The 22,241-nt window shown below is 36.3% G+C and carries 20 protein-coding genes; 13 read left to right on the top strand and 7 right to left on the bottom strand.

What is annotated here, in order from left to right:
• Positions 1 to 95 precede the first annotated feature (95 nt).
• From J8281_RS07660 to J8281_RS07610, 11 genes are all read left to right on the top strand, one after another.
• The gene (locus tag J8281_RS07660) at positions 96 to 1,910 is read left to right on the top strand and encodes an acyl-CoA dehydrogenase (protein ID WP_210197029.1); all 1,815 of its coding nucleotides are present in this window, start codon (positions 96 to 98) and stop codon (positions 1,908 to 1,910) included.
• Between the two features lie 40 nt (positions 1,911 to 1,950).
• Positions 1,951 to 2,727, top strand: a complete 777-nt coding sequence (locus tag J8281_RS07655) for an SDR family NAD(P)-dependent oxidoreductase (protein WP_210197028.1) — start codon at positions 1,951 to 1,953, stop codon at positions 2,725 to 2,727.
• Positions 2,728 to 2,942: 215 nt separating this feature from the next.
• Positions 2,943 to 4,166, top strand: a complete 1,224-nt coding sequence (locus J8281_RS07650) for an acyl-CoA dehydrogenase family protein (protein WP_210197027.1) — start codon at positions 2,943 to 2,945, stop codon at positions 4,164 to 4,166.
• Positions 4,167 to 4,180: 14 nt separating this feature from the next.
• Positions 4,181 to 5,233 (top strand): phosphotransferase family protein, encoded by a 1,053-nt coding sequence (locus J8281_RS07645; protein ID WP_210197026.1) that lies wholly within the window; start codon positions 4,181 to 4,183, stop codon positions 5,231 to 5,233.
• 13 nt (positions 5,234 to 5,246) lie between these two features.
• Positions 5,247 to 5,885 carry a transglutaminase family protein gene (locus J8281_RS07640; protein WP_210197025.1) on the top strand — a complete coding sequence of 213 codons (639 nt, stop codon included), beginning with the start codon at positions 5,247 to 5,249 and terminating at the stop codon, positions 5,883 to 5,885.
• Positions 5,886 to 5,995: 110 nt separating this feature from the next.
• Positions 5,996 to 6,379 (top strand): hypothetical protein, encoded by a 384-nt coding sequence (locus tag J8281_RS07635; protein ID WP_210197024.1) that lies wholly within the window; start codon positions 5,996 to 5,998, stop codon positions 6,377 to 6,379.
• 17 nt (positions 6,380 to 6,396) lie between these two features.
• Positions 6,397 to 7,152 (top strand): SDR family NAD(P)-dependent oxidoreductase, encoded by a 756-nt coding sequence (locus J8281_RS07630; protein ID WP_210197023.1) that lies wholly within the window; start codon positions 6,397 to 6,399, stop codon positions 7,150 to 7,152.
• A 30-nt stretch (positions 7,153 to 7,182) separates the two neighbouring features.
• Positions 7,183 to 8,190, top strand: coding sequence for an NADP-dependent oxidoreductase (locus J8281_RS07625; RefSeq protein ID WP_210197022.1), 1,008 nt, complete (start codon positions 7,183 to 7,185; stop codon positions 8,188 to 8,190).
• A 242-nt stretch (positions 8,191 to 8,432) separates the two neighbouring features.
• The gene (locus J8281_RS07620; protein WP_210197021.1) at positions 8,433 to 9,410 is read left to right on the top strand and encodes an NADPH:quinone oxidoreductase family protein; all 978 of its coding nucleotides are present in this window, start codon (positions 8,433 to 8,435) and stop codon (positions 9,408 to 9,410) included.
• A 196-nt stretch (positions 9,411 to 9,606) separates the two neighbouring features.
• On the top strand, positions 9,607 to 10,344 hold the full coding sequence (locus J8281_RS07615) for a glucose 1-dehydrogenase (protein WP_210197020.1): 738 nt from the start codon (positions 9,607 to 9,609) through the stop codon (positions 10,342 to 10,344).
• A 196-nt stretch (positions 10,345 to 10,540) separates the two neighbouring features.
• Positions 10,541 to 11,008, top strand: coding sequence for a MaoC family dehydratase (locus tag J8281_RS07610; RefSeq protein WP_210197019.1), 468 nt, complete (start codon positions 10,541 to 10,543; stop codon positions 11,006 to 11,008).
• A gap of 214 nt (positions 11,009 to 11,222) precedes the next feature.
• On the opposite strand, the gene J8281_RS07605 is transcribed toward J8281_RS07610, so the two are convergent.
• The 6 genes from J8281_RS07605 to hutH form a co-directional block, all read right to left on the bottom strand.
• Positions 11,223 to 11,363, bottom strand: coding sequence for a hypothetical protein (locus J8281_RS07605; RefSeq protein ID WP_210197018.1), 141 nt, complete (start codon positions 11,361 to 11,363; stop codon positions 11,223 to 11,225).
• Positions 11,364 to 11,471: 108 nt separating this feature from the next.
• Positions 11,472 to 11,942, bottom strand: a complete 471-nt coding sequence (locus J8281_RS07600) for a hypothetical protein (protein WP_210197017.1) — start codon at positions 11,940 to 11,942, stop codon at positions 11,472 to 11,474.
• Positions 11,943 to 12,734: 792 nt separating this feature from the next.
• The gene (gene hutG / locus J8281_RS07595) at positions 12,735 to 13,685 is read right to left on the bottom strand and encodes a formimidoylglutamase (RefSeq protein WP_210197016.1); all 951 of its coding nucleotides are present in this window, start codon (positions 13,683 to 13,685) and stop codon (positions 12,735 to 12,737) included.
• A gap of 350 nt (positions 13,686 to 14,035) precedes the next feature.
• Positions 14,036 to 16,036, bottom strand: a complete 2,001-nt coding sequence (locus tag J8281_RS07590; protein WP_210197015.1) for a urocanate hydratase — start codon at positions 16,034 to 16,036, stop codon at positions 14,036 to 14,038.
• Positions 16,033 to 17,298, bottom strand: coding sequence for an imidazolonepropionase (gene hutI, locus J8281_RS07585; RefSeq protein ID WP_210197014.1), 1,266 nt, complete (start codon positions 17,296 to 17,298; stop codon positions 16,033 to 16,035). Before hutI ends, J8281_RS07590 begins: the two co-directional genes overlap by 4 nt.
• Before the next feature lie 15 nt (positions 17,299 to 17,313).
• Positions 17,314 to 18,894, bottom strand: a complete 1,581-nt coding sequence (hutH, locus tag J8281_RS07580) for a histidine ammonia-lyase (RefSeq protein WP_371812596.1) — start codon at positions 18,892 to 18,894, stop codon at positions 17,314 to 17,316.
• A 250-nt stretch (positions 18,895 to 19,144) separates the two neighbouring features.
• Here hutH and J8281_RS07575 point away from each other — a divergent pair, with 250 nt between their 5' ends.
• On the top strand, positions 19,145 to 20,029 hold the full coding sequence (locus J8281_RS07575; RefSeq protein ID WP_210197012.1) for a LysR family transcriptional regulator: 885 nt from the start codon (positions 19,145 to 19,147) through the stop codon (positions 20,027 to 20,029).
• A gap of 163 nt (positions 20,030 to 20,192) precedes the next feature.
• Positions 20,193 to 20,822 carry a porin family protein gene (locus tag J8281_RS07570; RefSeq protein ID WP_210197011.1) on the top strand — a complete coding sequence of 210 codons (630 nt, stop codon included), beginning with the start codon at positions 20,193 to 20,195 and terminating at the stop codon, positions 20,820 to 20,822.
• A gap of 110 nt (positions 20,823 to 20,932) precedes the next feature.
• On the opposite strand, the gene J8281_RS07565 is transcribed toward J8281_RS07570, so the two are convergent.
• Entirely contained in the window at positions 20,933 to 22,240 is a 1,308-nt protein-coding gene (locus J8281_RS07565) for a deoxyribodipyrimidine photo-lyase (RefSeq protein ID WP_210197010.1), read from the bottom strand.
• Between the last annotated feature and the right edge of the window lies 1 nt (position 22,241).

The raw sequence follows: 22,241 nt of genomic DNA, 5'->3' as shown, positions 1-22,241 counted from the left end.
TAAACTCGTTTAATAAGAATTTGTCAAATTATCACGTAATTTATTAAAACATTATAAGTCAGTGCTATCACATCAATCCTAAAAAGCCTTCTATCATGGCAAATGAATATATAGATTTAGACACGCTTAAATATTTCCTTTACGATGTACACCAACTTGGTAACGTATTAAATGCAGACAGATTTAAAGATCATGATGTACAATCTTTAGATATGTTTTTGGATGCGGTTAAAGAATTTTCAGACAGAGAGTTGTTTCCTTACATAAAAGAAATGGATGAGCAGCCTGCATATCACAAAGACGGTAAAGTATATGTACACCCACAAGTAGCGGTAATGATGAGAAAAGGAGGTGAAATGGGGTTAATTGCGGGTACTTTTGATACCGATATTGGCGGGCTACAATTGCCTATGATGATGTACACCGCATCAGCATTTATTCAGGATGCTGCTAATAATCATTTGCCGGGTTATGTCGGGTTAACATTAGGATCGGCAGAGTTAATTGTACATTTTGCGAATACAACGTTACGAGATACTTACGTTCCTAAAATGCTTTCTGGAGAATGGGGGGGCACCATGTGTTTAACCGAACCGCAGGCAGGAAGTTCTTTGTCAGACATTGTAACTAAAGCAGTGCCTACAGATGACGAATATTATACAATTACCGGGCAAAAGATTTTTATTTCTGGCGGGGATCATGAATATGCAGATAACTTCGTACATCTGGTACTGGCCCGAATTGAAGGAGCACCAGCTGGAACCAAAGGTATTTCGCTCTTTGTAGTACCCAAAAAACGACCAGACACGATAGGGAATTTGACTACTAATGATGTTACCACGGTAGCCGATTTTCAGAAAGTCGGACAAAGGGGATATTGTACCACACATCTCGGTTTTGGCGACTCTGGTGATTGTAGAGGTTGGCTTGTGGGAGAAGCAAACCAAGGGCTCAAGTATATGTTCTTAATGATGAATGGTGCTCGAATTGCTGTAGGTAGAGGTGCGGCTGCGATTGCTACCGCAGCATATCATGCTTCGTTACAATATGCAAATGAGCGTCCGCAAGGTCGTAAGCTTGCCAGCGATGGTAAAAAAAACCTGGAACAAAATCAAACCTTGATTATAAAACATCCTGATGTTCGACGAATGCTATACCAGCAAAAAGTAGTTGCAGAGGGATCATTAAGCTTGGTTCTTTTGGCTTCTAAATATTATGATCTTAAAGAAACCTTAACCGATAAAGCCGAAAAAAATAAATACGCACTTTTATTAGAGTTAATCATCCCGATGGTTAAAACATATCCTTCAGAAATGGGCATACAATCTGTGTCAAATGGTTTGCAAGTGCTTGGTGGTTACGGATTTTGCTCAGACTTTATACTTCAACAATACTACAGGGATATCCGCATTTTTTCTATTTATGAAGGTACTACTGGTATTCAGTCTCAGGATCTCTTGGGTAGAAAATTACTATTAGAAAATGGAAAGGCTTTAGAACTCCTTACTTATGAAATAACACAAACTATTGAAGAAGCTTCGAAGTTTAGTGAACTGCAAAAATATGCTGTGGCCTTAGGCGAAAAACTAAAATTAGCGCAAAAAGTAATTAAATTTTTGTTGCAATATGCCAAAAAAGGAGATTTTGAGCGCTTTTTGGCAGATGCTACCCCTTTTATGGAGTTTTTGAGTACGATCACCATGGCTTGGATTTGGTTAGATATAGCTACGCACTCAAAAAATTGTACTGTAGGCGGACAAATGAAATATGCCGAAGATTTTTATGAAAGTAAAATTCACGCTATGAAATTTTTCTATACCTATGAATTACCTAAAACTGCAGGTCTAGCCGAAATTTTGATGAACGAAGAAGTGCTTACTATTGCAAGTGAGAAAGAAGTACGTCTATAGCAGTAGATACTAAGTATATCATCAATTTATAAATTAACGAATGAATAGTATAAAACAGGCATTTGATCTTAAAGGTAAGGTAGCTGTTATTACCGGCTCGAGTAAAGGAATCGGCAAGGCCATTGCGCAAGGTGTGGCAGAGCATGGCGCCAAAGTAGTGATTAGTAGTAGAAATCAGGAAGCTGTAGATAAGGTAGTAAGCGAGTTTAAGGGTGAAGGACTAGAGGCTATCGGAATTTCTTGCCATATCGGAAAACACGAACAACGTCAACATCTGGTAAATGAAACCATAGCAACTTATGGCGGAATTGATATTTTGATTAATAATGCCGCTATTAATCCGGTTTATGGTCCTATTGAAGATGCAGAAGAAACTGTTTTTGATAAAATTATGGATGTCAATGTTAAAGCACCCTGGATGTTATCCAATCTGGTATTGCCTTCAATGAAAAAAAGAAACGGAGGAAGTATCATTAATATTGCATCTGTAGAAGCGTTGCATCCGGGAGCTGGATTAGGATTGTACAGTACCAGTAAGGCCGCATTACTGATGTTAACAAAAAATCAGGCAAAAGAATGGGGGCAATACGGTATCAGAGCCAACGTTGTGTGCCCAGGTTTGATAAAAACAAAATTTAGTGCAGCTTTATGGAAGAATGAAAAACTGCTTCAGAAAATGGAAAAAACATTACCTAGTGCTCGTATGGGAATGCCTGATGAAATCGCTGGACTTGTTTGCCTTTTGTCGTCTGATGCCGGGGCGTATATGACAGGGAGTGTTTATAATGCTGACGGAGGGTATATGATTGCGGGGTAGCAATGCATATCAGGGTATTACAATTAATATGAATATCCGTAATCAATCATATCGCACTGTCTCCTCGAGAGCAGTCGAGTGGTTAGTAAATCCAACTAGCTCTACATTAGGTCTCGACTGCGCTCGACCAGACGTTAATGTTAATTTTATGATGTATAGCGGATATTCAATTAAATCAAAACGCTAAACACAAATACCAAATGTTTCACTAACCAATGAATTTTAGCTACTCAGACAAAACGAACTCACTTCGAGAAAAACTGAATATCTTTTTTGAAGAACACATCCTGCCCGTAGAAAAAGAAGTGAATGCTTTTCATTACCATTCAGAGAATAGATGGAAGCAATGGCCAGGATTCGAAGATCTAAAAGAAAAAGCCAAAACCGAAGGCTTATGGAATCTTTTTTTACCCAACAGTTATGGAAAGTTAAGTCCAGGGTTAACAAATCTTGAATACGCACCTTTAGCAGAAATTATGGGTCGGGTATTATGGTCTTCAGAAGTGTTTAATTGCAATGCTCCCGATACCGGAAACATGGAGGTTTTAGCCAAGTACGGCTCAAAGCACCAACAAAAACAATGGTTAGCTCCACTGATGCGCGGAGAAATACGTTCTGCTTTCTTGATGACAGAACCTCAAGTGGCCTCTTCAGACGCTACCAATATCGAAACATCTATAACCCCAGAAGGTGATCAATACATCATCAACGGTCGTAAATGGTGGTCTTCTGGTGGGATGAACCCGAATTGCAAAGTGGCAATAGTAATGGGTAAAACGAACCCGAAGGCGCATCGGCATCAACAGCAAAGTATGATTTTGGTACCCATGAGTACTCCCGGACTAAAAATTATAAGGCCACTCTCGGTTTTTGGTTTTTATGACTCTCCCGAGGGGCATGCAGAAATCGTGCTAGAAAATGTGCGAGTGCCCAAAGAAAATTTAATTCTTGGCGAAGGAAGAGGTTTTGAAATTGCTCAAGGTCGTTTAGGCCCCGGTCGTATTCATCATTGCATGCGTCTAATCGGAATGGCGCAAAGATCACTTGAGCTCATGTCTCAAAGAGCTTCAGAACGTATAGCTTTTGGTAAAACATTCAAAGATTTCAGTAGCATTCGGCAAGAAATAGCCAAATCCCAATGCGAAATCGAGCAAGCCAGATTATTAACACTTTCCGCAGCAGATAAAATGGATAAACAAGGAAACAAAATTTCAAAAGATGCAATTGCTATGATCAAAATTATAGCTCCTAATATGGCACTGCGCGTTATTGATAGAGCAATTCAAATTCATGGAGGAAAAGGAGTAGGACAGGATACGCCTTTGGCACATTTTTTTGTAGCGGCAAGAATGTTACGTCTGGCAGATGGACCCGACGAGGTGCACATGTATCAACTTGGAAAAAGTATTATAAAAAAGTATGATAAGAAAGAGTTTTAAAGAAATATACTACCATGCAAAAAGTACGCAAAGGCGAAGAGCTTAATGAAAAAGCATTAAAACAATTCTTGCAGGATGAACATCTAATACAAAGCGATCAAAGTAATTTAGAAATAGAACAATTTACCCACGGATATTCTAATCTTACGTATTTATTACGCATTGAAAATAAAGAATATGTCCTAAGAAGACCTCCTTTTGGAGCTATTAAAAGAGGACACGACATGGATAGAGAATTTAAAGTGCAGTCTACCATCTATAGTGCATTTCCTAAAGTGCCTAAAATGTATGCTTTTACAGAAGACAAAACTATCTTAGGATGTCCTTTTTATATTATGGAGAAGATAGAAGGCATTATTTTAAACACCAAAGAAGCACAAAAAAGAAATATTTCTACTCCTGAATTTAAGACTATTGCAGATTCGTGGTTAACGACTTTTGTTGAATTACACACTATAGACTATGCATCGATAGGATTATCTGATTTAGGAAAGCCTGATGGATATGTCGAACGCCAGGTTATGAATTGGGGAAAACAATATAGGAACGCAGCTACAGAAGATGTACCTGTAGCCACCAAAGTTATGCGATGGATGCAGGATAATTATCCGAAACAATATAGATATAGTCTTGTACATAATGATTTTAAATATGATAATATAGTTTTTAAAGATAATAACTGGAATGAAGTCGTTGCGGTATTAGATTGGGAGATGGCTACGCTAGGTGATCCTTTGATGGACTTGGGTACTTCTTTGGGGTATTGGACAATGCAAAACGATCATCCTTTGGTACAACAGGGAATTCCTTCACCCACGAGCATGCCCGGAAATCCGGGACGAAGCGATATTGTAGAATTATATGCACAAAAAAGTGGAAGAACCGTAGATCATCTGGTATTCTATTATGCTTTCGGACTATTTAAAATAGCTGTAATTGCACAACAGATTTATTACAGATTTAATAAAGGTTTGACGACTGATCCGCGATTTGCCAATTTGAATGCTGCATCAGCACTACTATGCAATTTAGCCTGGCAGGCCATACAAAATAAAAGAATTGATTAATACTAATTAGGTAATGAATTATTTAACTTCTTCATATTTTCTCGATTATGAGTCTGATGAAATTCAGCAGCTCATACAAGAATTCAATACTAATGAATTAGCGGTCACAGATAAGGCTGTGGGTCTATATTACAAGATAAGAGACCAATGGAAATATGATCCTTATACTATTTATTTAACTAAAGAAGGATATAAAGCCAGTAAAATTGTACAGAGACCCTATGGACATTGTGTGGATAAGGCAATTTTACTGGTAGCAAGTTTACGAGCATTACAAATACCGGCGAGAATACATCTGGCAAAAGTGAAAAACCATATTGCTGTCGAGAAATTGGTTGAAAAGTTCGGAACTAATGAATTGACTCCACACGGGATGGTCGATATTTATCTTCATGGAAAGTGGATTAAGGTGTCTCCGGCGTTTAATCGATCCTTATGTGATAAATGTAATGTAGCACCGTTAGAATTTGATGGTGAACATGATGCTACATTTCAGCAATTTGATAGCGCAGGAAACATTTTTATGGAATATTTAGAAGATTACGGGCATTTTGAAGATGTTCCGTTCGACTTTATGATTCAAAATATGAAAACACACTATCCTGATCTGGTTCATCTGTCTCAGCAATCAGGAATTGTTAAAATAGTGTAGCCACATAACTTTGGCGTAAGCATATGGAATTGGATACAGAATAATTTTATTTCAAGATAAACTCAACGTATGTAAATCTTGATAATCAAGTAAAAATAGGAAATGAAAAAATGATGGAAACATTTATTGAAATAACTTCAGATCAATTTCAGGAATTTAATAAGGTCGCAATTAATGGTCCTTTTCAAATGATTAATTTTTTGAAATTTAAAGATAAAGTCGAAGCAACCGGAAGTACAGGTGCTGATACTTATGATACGTATATGAAGGCCGTTCTTCCGTTTTTTAAGATGTCGAAGGCCAAGGTGATCTATCTGGGGACGCCTATGCTTACACTTATAGGCCCTAATGATCGACTAGAATGGGATAAAATTCTAATTGTTGAATACGCGAGTAAAGAAAATTTCATACAAATGATTACTTCAGAAGGATATCCGGCTAAGCTACGCAATGAAGCGCTGATCGATTCGAGATTAATTTTGAGTATAACCTAAAAAAATATAACGAGTATATGCAAGTAAAAAATAAAATAGTGGTAGTGACAGGCGCAGGCTCTGGAATTGGTGCAGCAACTGCAAAACATTTTGCAAAACTTCAAGCCAAAGTGGTAGTTTCAGATAGAAAAGAAGAGAAAGCTCAAAAAATAGCTAATGAGATTAAAGAAGCTAATGGAGAGGCTATGGTTATTACAGCCGATGTTACGCAGTTTAATGAAGTCGAAAATCTTATTCAAAAAACAGTTGCTCACTACGGTTGTCTTGATGTTATAGTGAATAATGCGGGGATAGGGCCCAAAACTATGGCAAGAACTGCTGATTATACACTGGAAGATTGGGATAGTGTAATAGCAGTAAATCAAACAGGAGTGTTTTATTGTATGAAGATAGCTATTAAGCAAATGCTAAAGCAAAAAGGAGGTACAGTTATTAATATTGCATCTTTGGCGGGTTTAAAAGCGTCTATGAATAACCTTTCGTATTGTGCCAGTAAATTTGCCGTAGTGGGGATGACAAAATCGGCAGCATTAGAGTATGCAACCAAAAATATACGAATTAATGCAGTTTGCCCAGGGTATACAGAATCTGCCCTGTTGGATAAATTACTTGCAGTTCGACCTGATATGGACGAGCTTTTAAAAAGTGTAATTCCTATGAAACGATACGGCTTAGCCGAAGAAATTGCCGAAGCCGTAGTCTGGCTAGCTTCTGATACTACAAAATTTATTACCGGTCAAACCATCACATTGGATGGAGGTACCTCATTATAACTATTCACTTAAGAAATAAAAGAACATAAAATGATAAATAAGCAACTTATATTTAAAAAGCGTCCGGTAGGACTTCCGTCTGCAGATACATGGGAACTACAATCAAATACAATTCCTGATCTTGCACAAGGCGAAGTATTAATTCAACAGCACTATATTTCTTTAGATCCGGCAATGCGTGGTTGGATGAACGAAGGAAAATCTTACATAGAACCCGTACAAATCGATGAGGTAATGAGAGCAGGCTCGGTAGGTAAAGTCATAAAAACCAATAATCATCCTAAATTTAAAGATGGAGATTATGTAACGGGCTGGGGTGGAGTACAGCAATATGTTATAACCAATGGTAGCAATTGGTATAAGGTTGATCCTAATTTGGCTTCTTTACCACAATATATTGGTACTTTGGGAATGCCCGGGATGACTGCCTATTTCGGTATTTTGGAGGTAGGGAAAATTAAGGAAGGGGATATTGTTTTGGTTTCTGGTGCTGCTGGTGCTGTGGGAAGTATAGTTGGGCAAATAGCTAAAATCAAGGGATGTAAAGTTATCGGTATAGCTGGGGGTAGCAAAAAATGTAACTATATAGTAGATGAGTTAGGCTTTGATGGAGCTATAGATTATAAATCTGAGAATATAGTAGAGGCGCTAAAACGAGAATGTCCAAAGGGTATCGACGTATATTTTGATAATGTGGGCGGAGAAATCCTGGATGCAGCCCTTGCAAGATTGCGTTTGCATGCTCGAATAGTAATTTGCGGAGCTATTTCACAATACAATAATAAAAAAGCTGTGAATGGGCCAAGTAATTATTTGTCACTTTTGGTTAATCGCGCCTCTATGCAAGGAATGGTAGTGTTAGATTACGCCAAAGATTATAGTAAAGCAGCCAAAGAAATGGGAGGTTGGATTGCGCAAGGAAAACTGAAGAGCAAAGAAGACATTTATGACGGGATAGAAAATTTTCACGAAACATTTTTAAGGTTATTTTCTGGTGATAAGATGGGGAAATTAGTTCTTAAAGTGATAGAAGAATAACAAGTCAATATAAGTTCATTGTTAAACCCGGTTTATGCAGTATATTCTTTGGGCTCAAAACGTAAATAAATAGCTGTAATCAATCATATAGCACTGCCTCCTCGAGTGCAGTCGATAGGTTAGTAAATCTAACAAGCTTAAAATCAGGTCTCGACCGCGATCGACCAGATATTAAAGGTAATTTTATGATGTATAGTAGATGTTCAATACACGTAATAACTCTAAAACTCATTAGCTAAAATATGAAAGCGATAATCTGTAAGCAATTTGGTCCTCCCTCATCATTAATGTTTGAAGATGTAAAAAGTCCGAAACCCAATGAAAAAGAAGTCCTGGTACAAGTAAAGGCCTGTGGAGTTAATTTTCCTGATACCTTAATCATACAGGGATTATATCAATTTAAACCCGAATTACCGTTTACTCCGGGTAGTGATATCGCCGGAGTTGTTAAAGAAGTAGGAAGCAAAATCAGTCATGTAAAACCTGGTGATGAGGTATTTGGCTTCGTAACGCATGGTGGTTATGCTGAAGAAGTAGCCATTCCCGGAAATTCGTGTTTTTTAATACCAAAAGGTATGAAATTTCCTGTTGCAGCGTCTTTTATGATGGCTTACGGTACTTCATACTACGCGCTCAAAGATAGAGGCCAGCTTAAAAAGGATGATACACTTGTAGTGTTGGGAGCTTCTGGCGGAGTAGGTTTGGCAGCCGTCGAACTTGGTAAGTTAATGGGAGCCAGAGTCATCGCTGTAGCCTCTTCTACAGAAAAATTAGAGCTCTGTAGAGCTTACGGTGCAGACGTAGTCATCAATTACGACACCGAGGATCTGAAATCCAGAATTAAAGAAGTAACCCACGGCAAAGGAGCAAACGTAGTTTTTGATCCCGTAGGAGGTCGATATGCAGAACCTGCTATTCGTGGATTGGCATGGGAAGGACGCTATCTCGTTGTTGGTTTTGCAGCAGGTACTATTCCTAAAATTCCTTTAAATTTAACATTGCTCAAAGGAAGTGCTATCGTAGGTGTTTTTTGGGGAAGTTTCGCCATGAAAACACCAGATAAAAACATGCAAAACACTCTAGAACTAATGAAATGGTATACAACAGGAAAGCTAAAACCACACATTCATCGAGTATATCCATTAGCTGAAGCTCATAACGCTTTAGAAGATATGATGAATAGAAAAGTTAAAGGGAAAGCTGTGATTGAATGTTCTTAACACTCATATCGTCGCAGGGTGCCATCATTTTATAAAGAAGGCAGTCTTAAATTTCCCTTTGAAGGAAGGTATAAATGTGTGTAATTTACCTTTTATCAGCAAAGAATGAGACATACACTCTGTCGCATCGACGGTAACGCTACCATATTATTTAAAAACAGAAGTGTATTTGTAGTATAATTAATAACATAGATAAATGAGACTAAAAGATAAAATTGCAATCGTAACAGGTGGTGCTCGTGGTATAGGAAAAGCAGTTGCCACCTTGTTTGCCAAAGAAGGAGCCAAAGTTATCATCTGGGATCTGCTGAATGAAGGAACTGAAACCAAAACATCAATACTCGATAACGGGGGTAAAGCAGAATTTACAAAGATCTCGGTTACCGATAAAGAAGCCATCAAAGCCGAAGCCCAACGAATTTATAAAACATATGGTAAAATTGATATTCTAATCAATAATGCAGGAATTACCAAAGATCGAACGTTACACAAGATGAGTGAAGAAGAGTGGGATGCTGTGATTGAGGTAAACCTGAAAGGTGTGTTTTTATGTACGCAGGAAATTTCTAAATACATGAAAGAAGCGCAATATGGACGAATTGTATCTGCCGCTTCAAATGTAGGATTACGTGGTAATTTCGGACAAACTAATTATTCGGCTACAAAGGCAGCGGTAATTGCAATGTCTAAAACATGGACTATGGAATTAGGGAAATACGGAATTACGGCAAACGCTCTAGCTCCGGGATTTACACTTACTGAAATGACCGAGCAAATTCCAGAAGAACACATTGCGGGTATCAAAGCACAAATACCACTTCAAAAAGCAGCGACACCTATGGATATAGCTTATGGATATTTGTATCTGGCTTCTGATGAAGCATCCTTCGTTTCCGGAATATGTTTAACCATAGACGGTGGGGTATCAAGGTAGATCGTCGCACAAAATTATCATCATATAGGAAATTGAATAGGACTAAAATTTTAACGTATGAAACGAACATTAACAAATTTTAAAAATTTCTTCATCAAAGGAATGTTTAAAATTTTTAATGTGAGAGCGTAGCGTTTACATAGGTTCTCAATTTTTTAATTATTTTGTTTTCAAACAATTACAAAGATTTAAACGTATGAATCAACTCACCTGTAAAAATTTTGAAGAGTTTAAGACTTATGAGGGAAAATCGCTCCCAACAGGAGCATGGATTACCGTAACACAAGAAATGATCAATGCTTTTGCCGAAGCCACGCTCGATCATCAATGGGTTCACGTAGATCTAGAACGGATCAAAAAAGAATCCCCATTCAAAAAACCTATCGCACACGGATTTTTATCGGTATCGCTATTATCAAAAATGTTGATGGATCTCTTAATCGTAAAAACTTCTGTAATGGGTGTTAACTATGGTCTTAATAAGGTTCGTTTTCCACATGCTGTAGTGGTAAACAGTCGACTACGTTTACATAGTCGCATTCAAAAAATTGAAAATTATAACAGTAACGGACTAAAAATCACCTGGGATTGCACTGTTGAAATTGAAAATATCGAAAAGCCAGCTTGTGTAGCAGAGTTTATATCGTTAATGTTTGAACGCTAAAGTTCTAATTTTTTTCAATATCGATTACTGCGACCAACATTTAAATTAGTGTCGTCCTGAATGTTGAAACGAGTTAAGAATAAGTTTATTAGAGGATTTCGTATACTTATGGCTATGCAATATTTTCATAGCTTCTTAGGAGTAAAAAGATATGCTCAGATTGACTGTGTAGCAATCACAGATCTTTTATGTCATTTTCATAATGAATTTGATATTATTTCTCTTTTAATTTCTCAATTTTTTGTTTTTGATTTTCTTTTTCTTCTTTTTTACTCTTTAAACATTCATTAAAACGTATTCCATTATCATGCATATCCGCCAAGATTACGTCATTATTTAGTTGTTTCTTTTTCATAGTGTGAGTTTTATTTCTAATATAAAAAACACAAAAACACTACTACGTTAAATGAACGTTAATTTGAGCACAGACTAGAGATTTAAATGATGTCTTAAGATAAATCGATTATAATGATTCCAATTCGATTTTAAAATCATATTGTAAATCTTCATGTAAGCCATTAAGTTTTTTGTAAATACTTTTTGTTTCCCTATCTAATATAGTTTGTAATACTGTACTTCTTTTGATGAAAGGTTGAAAACCAGATAGTTTTTGGCAAAAATAAAGTAGTAATTCTACCTCGGTCTCTTTATTTTTTGAATATCGAATGTATTTTTTGACCAGACGTAAAATTTTGCGCACACTCTTTTTTATATAATGATATGACGATGTATTGATGAGAGCGAATTGCTGATCAACTTCACTCTTTATGGATTCAACATATCCTGCTTCACTAGAAGACTCAAATAATATATAGGTAAGCAATTCTTTATTTTCTTTTTTGAACTTTGAAAGTTGAATGCATATATCAATAAGTTCTTTATCACATCGATGCGTCAATTCAGTCTTTAATTCTCTAACGGTCGCTGTTTTCATTGTTGCAATGTATAGAAAATCTCATAACTAATATATCTTTTTTGGAAGTGTTTTTGGGCTTCTCAAATAATCCAATCGAGATATGTATTCGCGCTTTATGAATTTTAGAATACCTGAAATAAGGCGTAAGCGGTATTTAGGATACTACTTAATTTAAAATGTAAACTGAATATCGGTTAATATACATAATCTTTTATCATTATTAACAATATAAGTAAGAATAATACTTCAAATAAAAAATAATAAATCATTAGTATGATTAATATAGCCACTATATATGTATTTAAACTATTTATTAACAAATAATAAACAAAATATTTTGAATATTGTTGATAACATGTTAACTTCGTAATCATTAATCCTAAAATCACACAATCATGAATAATTTAATTGCCATTTTCGGACTAAATGTTACAAGTGTTGTAAATTTTTTGAAAGAACTTCCTGAAGCCTCTAAGTATGCGATTCGTAAGTAATAAAGAAGTAACCGGTTTCGGTTTTGTGTTTTTTAAATCGATAAGAGGGATTATTTTCTGGTAATCCCTTTTTTATTACTTCTTAGTATTGAAGTTGTTTACGAATATCCGTAATTAAATCTAAACGGTTTGCGTCAAGCTGAACTCGTTTCAGCTTCTCATCTCAATGTACTATAAATAAACTTAATGAGATCCTGAAATGAATTCAGGATGACTTCTCAGTTAAATTTTAGGTATAATAACAGACAATCAATAAGTTATTTATAGTAATAGTGTACTTCCACTCACTATTATACTTGTAAGTTTGAAGATACTATTATGAAAGGCAAGAAAGTAAGTGGTATATTAGTCTAGCGGCTAATCGGGCAGTACAATTATCTATATCATACTTTGGATTTACTTCTACAACATCAGCACTTACTAGTTTATTAGATTTGCTAATTTGTTGTATAGTTTGCATCGCAATATCCGGTGTAAAACCAAGTGGGGAAGGAGCACTAACACCAGGTGCGTAGATCGAAGAAAAGCCATCCATATCAATTGTGAGATAGATAAGATCTACCTGATCAATAAAGTCGTTAACGGTCTTATAAATTTCTTTTTTATTTTTTGTAGTAAATTCTGTATTCAACACATACTGAACTTTTAATGCTTCAGCTCGGTTAAAAAGTTCCCTATGATTAGATTCTTTTTGTATACCCAAACATAAATAGTGAAATACATCATTTTCTTGAGCAATTTGATAGAATGGAGTTCCTGAAGTACCACGATCGGTTACTTCTCGTAAATCAAAATGTGCATCAAAATTAATAATTCCTATTTTTTTATTTGGATATATCTTTTTGATAGCCTTATAATGGGCGTGTGCAAGATCATGACTGCCGCCCAGAATTATAGGAAAAATATGATGTTGTAATAGCTTGGCAATACATAGTGTCGTTTCGTTGTGCGTATTTTCCATGTTGGCTTCAGTCCATAGTACATCGCCCGCATCTAGAATTGTCATAGATGTTTCAAAATGATTTGCAAGGGGGGCTAACATTTGGCGTATAGCCTCTGGGCCGTAACTAGCTCCGGTTCGTCCCTTGTTTCTTCTCACTCCTTCATCACAAGCAAAACCCAACATTGCAAACAACTTTTCTTGTTTTTTGGGCATTTCGTCGTGTTTTATATTCAGAAAATCTACTTTTTCATGAAAATAGAGTTGCTTCATTGAAGAACGACTTGTCTGCCAAGATTTAATGTTTGGTTTTCTATAATTTTTCATACGTTTAAATCTTTTTGATTGTTTGAAAACGAAATAATTAAAAAATTGAGAACGTATGTAAGCGCTACGCTCTCACATTAAAAATTTTAAACATTCCCTTTTGTGAAGTAATTTTTAAAATTTATTAATGCTCGTTTCATCTGTTTAAAATTTTTTAATTCAATGAAAAATAAGTAATTACAAAATTATAAACAGATGTAACCACTTCGTTTTCGCACAAACTTATTTTAATCATATCGGTAGGGTATGCTGAAAAAAGTTTATGCTCATTTCATATGTTCTCATATCAAAACGTTACCTAGTAGTATTAGATGCGTACTATCGTATAAAAATAGCTTTTACCGTATTATTTATAAAATTTGATCTAGAATACTATCTTCTACTTGGGATGGTAATGTTACTTTTAATTGTGGTGTACGTTCCATTTCTCTTTGTATTGCGAAAAGAGCTTCTTGATTTCTAGCCCAGCTTCTTCGGGAAATACCATTATTTACATCATAAAATAGCATATTCTTTAATTGTGCCGCAGCTTGTGCCGATCCGTCTATTACCAGACCAAAACCACCATTGATCACTTCACCCCAACCAACTCCGCCACCATTGTGAATTGAAACCCAAGTTGCTCCTCTAAAGCTGTCACCGATAACATTGTGAATAGCCATGTCTGCTGTAAATTTGCTTCCATCGTAAATATTACTAGTTTCGCGGTATGGAGAATCGGTTCCGCTAACATCGTGATGATCTCTGCCTAATACAATAGGAGCCGAAATATCTCCCTTTTTTATCGCGGCATTAAAAGCTTCAGCAATTTTGATACGACCTTCTGCATCGGCATATAAAATACGAGCCTGTGATCCTACGACTAGAGCATTTTTTTTCGCTTCTTGAATCCAGGTGATATTATCCTGCATTTGTTGCTGTATTTCTTTGGGAGCTTTTTCTTTAATGGATTTCAATACGTTTAAAGCGATTTGATCTGTAGTATCTAAATCTTCTGGTTTTCCGGAAGTACATACCCATCGAAAAGGACCAAACCCGTAATCAAAGCACATTGGCCCCAAAATATCCTGTATGTAAGAAGGATATTTAAAATCGGCACTGTTTTTCTTTAGGATATTTGCACCAGCGCGAGATGCTTCTAGAAGGAAAGCATTTCCATAATCGAAAAAATACGTGCCTCGAGCGGTATGTTTATTAATAGCATCGGCATGTCTTCGTAGCGAATCTTGAACTTTTAGCTTAAAACCATCAGGGTTATTACTAAGCATAGTATTGGCTTCGGTATACTTCAAACCAACAGGATAATACCCTCCTGACCACGGATTATGAAGAGATGTTTGATCTGAGCCGAGATCAACATGAATATTTTCTTCATAAAATCGTTCCCATACGTCTACCACATTACCTTGATATGCTATCGAAACAATTTCTTTTTGATCTACTGCCTTCTTCACACGAATGACCAGGTTATCGATATGGTCTATAATTTCATCAACCCAACCCTGTTCATATCGTTTTTGAGCAGCATTTGGGTTCACCTCTGCACAAACCGTAATACATCCTGCGATGTTTCCTGCTTTAGGTTGGGCACCGCTCATTCCACCTAAACCGGCAGTAAGAAAAATTTTACCTGCATATGAGGTGTCAGAGGGTCTTATTTTTCTGAAGGCATTCATGATAGTAATTGTGGTACCATGTACAATTCCCTGAGGACCAATATACATATAGCTACCTGCTGTCATTTGTCCGTATTGTGTTACACCTAAAGCGTTGAATTTTTCCCAATCATCTGGTTTGGAATAATTAGGGATCATCATACCATTGGTAACCACAACTCTGGGAGCATTTTTTGAAGACGGAAACAAGCCCATGGGGTGTCCCGAATATAGGTGCAGCGTTTGTTCTTCATTCATCATAGCTAGATACTGCATGGTAAGAATGTACTGCGCCCAGTTTTGAAAAACAGCTCCGTTACCTCCATAGGTTATTAATTCGTAAGGATGCTGTGCTACAGCAGGATCCAAATTATTTTGAATCATAAGCATGATAGCTGCGGCCGACTTTGTTTTAGAAGGATATTCATCGATAGGTCGGGCATACATTTTGTAGGTCGGTTTGAAGCGGTACATATAAATACGTCCAAAATCGTGAAGCTCGTCCAGAAATTCCTGAGCCAGGGTTTGATGCCAGTCTTTCGGAAAATAGCGAAGCGCATTTTGCAGCGCCAGTTTTTTTTCTTCGCTGGATAATATTTGTTTACGCTTAGGAGCTCGACTGATAGTTGGCTCTATCTCGTATTTTTCAGGCAGTGTTGTGGGTATGCCCTGGCGTATTTGTTCTTTGAATGTCATATGCAATTTTTATATGAAACCAGGCAACCACGTTTCCAGACCTGTGCCGGAGTTAGTTTTCCCTGGTGATAGAAAATCTCGTTAAAATGATCTGTTTGAAACAAATTGAAATCTGCAAGTTTTCCTTTAGCGAGGCGTCCACGATCATTTAATTTAAGTGCTGCGGCAGCCCGATAGGTTATCCCGGCTAATATTTCGGCATTAGATAATTTTTCAAATGTTCCTAAAATACAAGCTTGTGTAAGTAGATCACCCATAGGTGCCGATCCGGGATTCCAATCGCTGGCTATGGCAAGAGCTCCTTTAGTGTTTAAAATTTTTCTTGCAGGTGCAAAATCACAACCCAAACCAATAGAAGCACCGGGTAAAGCTACAGCGACAACGTTGCTATGAGCTATTAGGTTTACTTCGTTTTTTGTACTAGCTTCCAGATGATCTGCACTAACAGCACCTATATCTACAGCAATTTGACTACCTCCTACAGTAAATTGATCAGCATGAACCGTAATATCAAATCCCATAGCTTTTGCTTTTTTAAAGTATGGATATATATCGGTTGGCGAAAAGGCGCCCTGTTCTATAAACGCATCAATTCTATTACAAAGTTGTTCTTGCGTTAGAATAGGAAACAATATATTGCTAATGGCGTCTAAATAGGATTGGTGATTATCATCAAAATCTTTGGGCAACACATGTGCTGCTAAGCATGTAGCAATAAGATCGGCTTTGGTGTTAATTTGAGCTGATTGAATGGCACGAAGCATTTTTAATTCCTCTTCGATCGAAAGTCCGTATCCACTTTTCACCTCAATCGTAGTGATACCTTGGTTGAGAAGTGTATGAGCTCTTTTTTGTACACCCTCTGCAAGTTCTTGTTGATCTGCTTTTCTTGTATGGGTTACCGTGTCCCAAATTCCTCCGCCGGCTTTTGCAATATTTAAATACGATTGACCTGCATTGCGCATTGCGTAGTCCTTTGCTCTGGAGCCCGCAAAGCAGATGTGAGTATGAGCATCTATAAACCCGGGAACGCATACAAAATCTTCGTGTAGTTTAATGAGTTCAGCTTTAACATTTTTGGCTTCTTCTGTTAATTCAGAAAATGTTCCAATACGATGTATTTGTTCATTATGTGTAATAATTCCGCCATTAACAATACTAGTTAATGCTTCATCGCGAAGAGGACCATGAACAGGAAGGTGCTCTAGACCTATCAGTTGTTTGATTGGACCAATTAATTTATATGTACTTTTCGAATTCATCTACTAGTTCTCTTTTTAATATACTTCAAAATCCTGCGAGTAAGGGGTCTCTAGTGATAATTTTTCTCTAGAAGCTATTTGATGAACCAGAGAAGTTATCGTTTCATTTTTGATCATTTTAATACCTTCTTCAATATCATCGGCAAATACCCGGTCTTGTTGTGCAAATGAAACTTTTGTTCGAATCTTTTGATGAATTTCATCAAGTATGATTCCGGATTTTAAGGGTTTTCTAAATTCAAAAGCCTGTGCTGCCGTAAGTAATTCTATCGCCAGTATTTTTTCTACGTTTTCGATAACATTTAAGGCTTTTCGACCTGCAATAGATCCCATACTTACATGATCTTCTTGACCCAGTGATGTAGGAATACTATCTGCGCTCGAAGGGAAACACAAACCTTTGTTTTCACTAGCTAATGCTGCTGTAGTGTATTGTAAAATCATGTACCCAGAGTTGATTCCTGTGTTTTTCATCAATAATTTAGGTACACCAGGCGAATTTCCTTCTAAAGCCAGATAAATACGACGATCTGAAATATTACCGATTTCTGAAGCTGCCAGGCAGGCATAATCTATGGCCATTGCTAGGGGTTGTCCATGAAAACTTCCTCCACTAATTGTCAAGTTTTCATGAATAACTATAGGATTATCTGTGACAGCATTAAGCTCTATTTCTAGTAATTCTTTAAGATGAAGCCAGGCATTTCTAGAGGCACCATGAACTTGTGGCATACACCGTAAGGAGTAGGGGTCTTGTACACGATCACAATATTGATGATCTTGCATAATTTCTGACCCTTGTAATAGCGATTTTATTCTTGATGCTACATGAATATTTCCTTTAAAAGGTCTAAGTTGATGTAGTTCTTTAAAAAACGGCTTTATCGAACCTTGCAATCCTTCAATCATCATAGCACCTATAATATCTGCATGAGCGAGGCAATTATGCAGTCGTTCTATCACCTTTATTGCATGGGCAGCAATAAATTGAGTGCCATTAATTAGCGCTAACCCTTCTTTTGGACCCAAATGAAGCGGTTTAAGCTGCACTTTTGATAGTAGTTCTGACGTAGTCAAGACTTCACCCTTATAAGATACATTTCCTAAACCTAAAAGGGGTAAAAACAAATGGGATAGTGGTGCCAAATCGCCAGAAGCTCCTACTGATCCTTGGCTCGGTACCTGCGGAATAGCATCATTATCGATATGCCATAAAATTCGATCCAATGTCTCTTCAGCTATGCCAGAATACCCTTTTGCAAGCGATTGTACCTTGAGCACCATCATAAGCTTTGCAATATCTGAAGCTATAGGAGAACCCACCCCCACACTGTGGCTCTGTAATATGTTACCCTGTAAGATTTTTGTTTCTTCTTTAGATATGCTGGTCGTGCATAGTGGACCAAAACCTGTATTGATACCGTATACCGGATCTCCTTTTTCGACAATGTTATGTACAACTTGTCGGTTTTGATTAATTTTTTCTCTTGACAATGATGAAATAATACCTTTCTGTTTCCCGCGAACGATGTTTAAGGCAATACTGGCGGTTAAATAGTGCTCACCATATAAAAAGGGTGGTGTTTGTTTTTGCATCATGTTGTTTAATTAGTCGTCTAAATATCAAATATTTGAGTTATTCAGTGCCATAAATAAATCTTCTATCTCTAGTGAAAATATGATTACAAGATATGCTCATGACGACCCATTATAAATTTAGGTCTAAAAGCATCTATTCATATATTTAGTTTAATTACATAGCAGATATATAAGGGTTAATTTTATTACTAAAATAATGCTTACTTTTAATAATTAGAAATACTTATTAAATCAATAATTAATAACTATGAGTTATCAATTGGAACTTCGCCATTTTACCTATTTTTTGGCCGTTGCCGAGGAATTGCATTTTAGAAAGGCCGCAGATCGGTTATTTATTTCTCAACCTGGCTTGAGTAGACAAATCAAACAGATGGAAGAGATTATCGATGCAAAATTATTTATAAGAGATAAAAGAAATGTAAGGCTAACAGTTGCAGGAGCGTATCTTAAAAAAGAATTGAACTATATCTTTAATCACATCCATTTAACTATTAGGCAAACACACTTAATTGCCACGGGTATAGAAGGAGAAATTCGTATTGGGTTTTTAGGGTCGGCTATGCAAACGGTTATCCCAAAATTACTAGTTGATGTAAACAATAGATTTCCAGATATTCGTTTTAATCTTGAAGAAATGTCTAATCATTTACAGGTAGAAGCTATAGAACACGATCAATTAGATCTGGGATTTGTAAGATTGGCTAGAGTTCCTAAGGGAATTCAAATAAAAACCATACATACCGATACATTTTCACTGGTTTTGCCTAAATCACATGTTCTTGATGCAAATTCATTTAAACACGTAGGGCAAGTGTCTACTGAAAATTTTATACTTTTTTCTTCAGATTATAGTTCACTTTACTATGACAAAATCATGAGTATTTGTGAAGACAGGGGGTTTAGTCCAAAAGTCTCTCATAGGTCGGTACATGCACAAACTATTTTTAAGCTCGTAGCACATGGATTGGGAGTTGCTATTGTACCTACTTCTTTACAATATGGTTTTGATCTTGATGTCAAATTCCTTAAAATTCCTAAAATTAAACAAACAGCTGTATTATCGGTTATCTGGAAAGAAAATAACCGTAATCCTGCTTTACAAAAAATAAAAGATTTGTTAGGTTTATAAAGATTTAAAAGTGCATGGTTAGCGTATTAAAACAAGTTTTTTTTTATTTCTGGATCCTGTTGTTTACTTTTGATTGCATAATTTAATTACATTTTTTAAGTTTTTAGCTTAGAATACGTAATGCGATTAGCTTTTAATAGTAATGCTCCAAATATTTAAAACTATGACTAAAAAGCTGTTTTTTGTTGTTTTGTGTATGGGTTTATTTTCTCATATTGCTAAAGCACAAGTTGAAGACTTCGAAATTGGAATTAAACTGGGTTTAAATATTGCCGATGTTCGAGGTGATGAAGTAGACGATTTGGATCCTAGAACAAGTATTCATATAGGTTTAGCAGCCGAAATACCTATCAATGAATACATAGGATTACAACCCGAATTGTTATATTCTTTTCAGGGATTTAGTGCAGAGAGTTTTGAGCCTAATTTTGAAGAAGAAAATTTGAAATTGGATTATATTTACCTTCCAATTATGGTGAAGTATTATCCATTTTACGTAGTACCTGGTTTTAGTATTGAAGCCGGACCACAGGTTGGGATTTTAACTTCAGCAGTTCTGGAACGAAAAAATACATTTGAAGGAGGAGTTACAGAAACCTCAGATGTAGATTTTGATGATTTTGTATCAGACGTAGACGTTGCTATTAATATTGGGTTGGGATATCAATTTGAAATGGGCGCCTTTTTTCAAGCACGTTATAATCTGGGAGTTACGAATATCATAGAAATTGGTGGTGTAGAGCTATCCAGACAATTTTCTGTTTTTCAATTTTCTACAGGAATAAAATTTTAGTTCGATAAAATAGGATGCATAACCTATAATCTACTTTGCACTATGTGTAATACTAAAAATCATAGTTTATAGTGGTAAGACGCGCTAGAAATAGCTATTTCACTAAGCCGTTAAGATACGGCCTCTTTATATACTTTTAAACAACGTTCTCTAGCTTCTTTGTGATCTACCATTTTCTCGGGATACGCATCGGTACCGTATTCATCTATCCAGTTTTTGATATATTCTTTATTTTTATCGTATTTGTCTATTTGAGATGTTGGGTTAAAAATCCTAAAATAAGGAGCTGCATCTACACCAGATCCTGCTGCCCATTGCCAGTTGCCTACGTTTGAGGACATTTCGTAATCTAATAATTTTTCAGCAAAATAGGCTTCACCCCAACGCCAGTCGATAAGAAGATGTTTACATAAAAAACTAGCAACCACCATGCGTACACGATTGTGCATATATCCCGTTTTGTTTAACTGCCGCATCCCTGCATCGACTAGGGGATATCCAGTTTTTCCTTCTTTCCATTTCTCAAATTCATTTTCATTATTGCGCCATTCGATACGATCGTACTTAGACCGAAAAGCTTCATCTTTGGTTTTAGGGTAATGCCACAAAATTTGCATAAAGAACTCTCTCCATATCAATTCAGACCAGAAGATTTCATTTTCTTCAGCGATCGCTTTTTTCATCATTTTTCGTACACTTACGGTCCCAAAGCGTAGATGTGGCCCTAATCTTGAGGTTCCGTCTTCCTTAGCCGGATAATTTCTGGTATCTTCATAATTATCTATCAGTGTAGGGGTTACCGTATAATCAGGAACATCAATCGAAGATTTTTTAAAATTCATGTCGCTAAGCGATAGGTTAGGAAGTCTAGTGTTTTCAATAAGATTATCTAGATACTGAGAAGTATAATGAATCTTCAATTTAGATTCATCAAATATTTCTTTCCACTTGTTTTTATAAGGTGTATACACAACATAAGGATCCCCATCTGACTTTACAACTTCGTCTTTTTCAAAAATGACTTGATCTTTGAAGGTATTAAAATTAATGTCTTTCTTATCTAGTAGCTTTTTAATTTCTTTATCGCGATCAAGTGCGTAAGGTTCATAATCTTGATTGGTAAATACATTTTTTATAGTGTATTGAGCTATCAACTCCTTAAAAATAGATAAAGGTTCTCCGTAATACAGCGCGATCGAACTGTTGTATTTCTGTTGAAGCTCATCGCGCATGGATTGCAATTGATCATAAATAAAAGAAACCCTTGCATCATCTTCGGGGAGCTCATCTAAAATATGTTTATCAAAGATGAAAATAGGCAACACTTGATACTCTTCTTTAAGCGCTTCTAAAAATCCTATATTGTCATCTAACCTTAAATCCCTTCTAAACCAGAATATAGAGACTTCTTGTGCCATT

It is taken from the genome of Aquimarina sp. U1-2 (genome assembly GCF_017897595.1).
GTDB lineage: Bacteria > Bacteroidota > Bacteroidia > Flavobacteriales > Flavobacteriaceae > Aquimarina.
Note: the sequence above shows the minus strand (reverse complement) of the source record. Positions and strands in the feature narration are given on the sequence as shown.

Coding starts and splice junctions, on each gene's coding strand:
- J8281_RS07660 (WP_210197029.1), top strand. CDS start 96: ATGGCAAATGAATATATAGATTTAGACACGCTTAAATATTTCCTTTAC.
- J8281_RS07655 (WP_210197028.1), top strand. CDS start 1,951: ATGAATAGTATAAAACAGGCATTTGATCTTAAAGGTAAGGTAGCTGTT.
- J8281_RS07650 (WP_210197027.1), top strand. CDS start 2,943: ATGAATTTTAGCTACTCAGACAAAACGAACTCACTTCGAGAAAAACTG.
- J8281_RS07645 (WP_210197026.1), top strand. CDS start 4,181: ATGCAAAAAGTACGCAAAGGCGAAGAGCTTAATGAAAAAGCATTAAAA.
- J8281_RS07640 (WP_210197025.1), top strand. CDS start 5,247: ATGAATTATTTAACTTCTTCATATTTTCTCGATTATGAGTCTGATGAA.
- J8281_RS07635 (WP_210197024.1), top strand. CDS start 5,996: ATGATGGAAACATTTATTGAAATAACTTCAGATCAATTTCAGGAATTT.
- J8281_RS07630 (WP_210197023.1), top strand. CDS start 6,397: ATGCAAGTAAAAAATAAAATAGTGGTAGTGACAGGCGCAGGCTCTGGA.
- J8281_RS07625 (WP_210197022.1), top strand. CDS start 7,183: ATGATAAATAAGCAACTTATATTTAAAAAGCGTCCGGTAGGACTTCCG.
- J8281_RS07620 (WP_210197021.1), top strand. CDS start 8,433: ATGAAAGCGATAATCTGTAAGCAATTTGGTCCTCCCTCATCATTAATG.
- J8281_RS07615 (WP_210197020.1), top strand. CDS start 9,607: ATGAGACTAAAAGATAAAATTGCAATCGTAACAGGTGGTGCTCGTGGT.
- J8281_RS07610 (WP_210197019.1), top strand. CDS start 10,541: ATGAATCAACTCACCTGTAAAAATTTTGAAGAGTTTAAGACTTATGAG.
- J8281_RS07605 (WP_210197018.1), bottom strand. CDS start 11,363: ATGAAAAAGAAACAACTAAATAATGACGTAATCTTGGCGGATATGCAT.
- J8281_RS07600 (WP_210197017.1), bottom strand. CDS start 11,942: ATGAAAACAGCGACCGTTAGAGAATTAAAGACTGAATTGACGCATCGA.
- hutG (WP_210197016.1), bottom strand. CDS start 13,685: ATGAAAAATTATAGAAAACCAAACATTAAATCTTGGCAGACAAGTCGT.
- J8281_RS07590 (WP_210197015.1), bottom strand. CDS start 16,036: ATGACATTCAAAGAACAAATACGCCAGGGCATACCCACAACACTGCCT.
- hutI (WP_210197014.1), bottom strand. CDS start 17,298: ATGAATTCGAAAAGTACATATAAATTAATTGGTCCAATCAAACAACTG.
- hutH (WP_371812596.1), bottom strand. CDS start 18,894: ATGCAAAAACAAACACCACCCTTTTTATATGGTGAGCACTATTTAACC.
- J8281_RS07575 (WP_210197012.1), top strand. CDS start 19,145: ATGAGTTATCAATTGGAACTTCGCCATTTTACCTATTTTTTGGCCGTT.
- J8281_RS07570 (WP_210197011.1), top strand. CDS start 20,193: ATGACTAAAAAGCTGTTTTTTGTTGTTTTGTGTATGGGTTTATTTTCT.
- J8281_RS07565 (WP_210197010.1), bottom strand. CDS start 22,240: ATGGCACAAGAAGTCTCTATATTCTGGTTTAGAAGGGATTTAAGGTTA.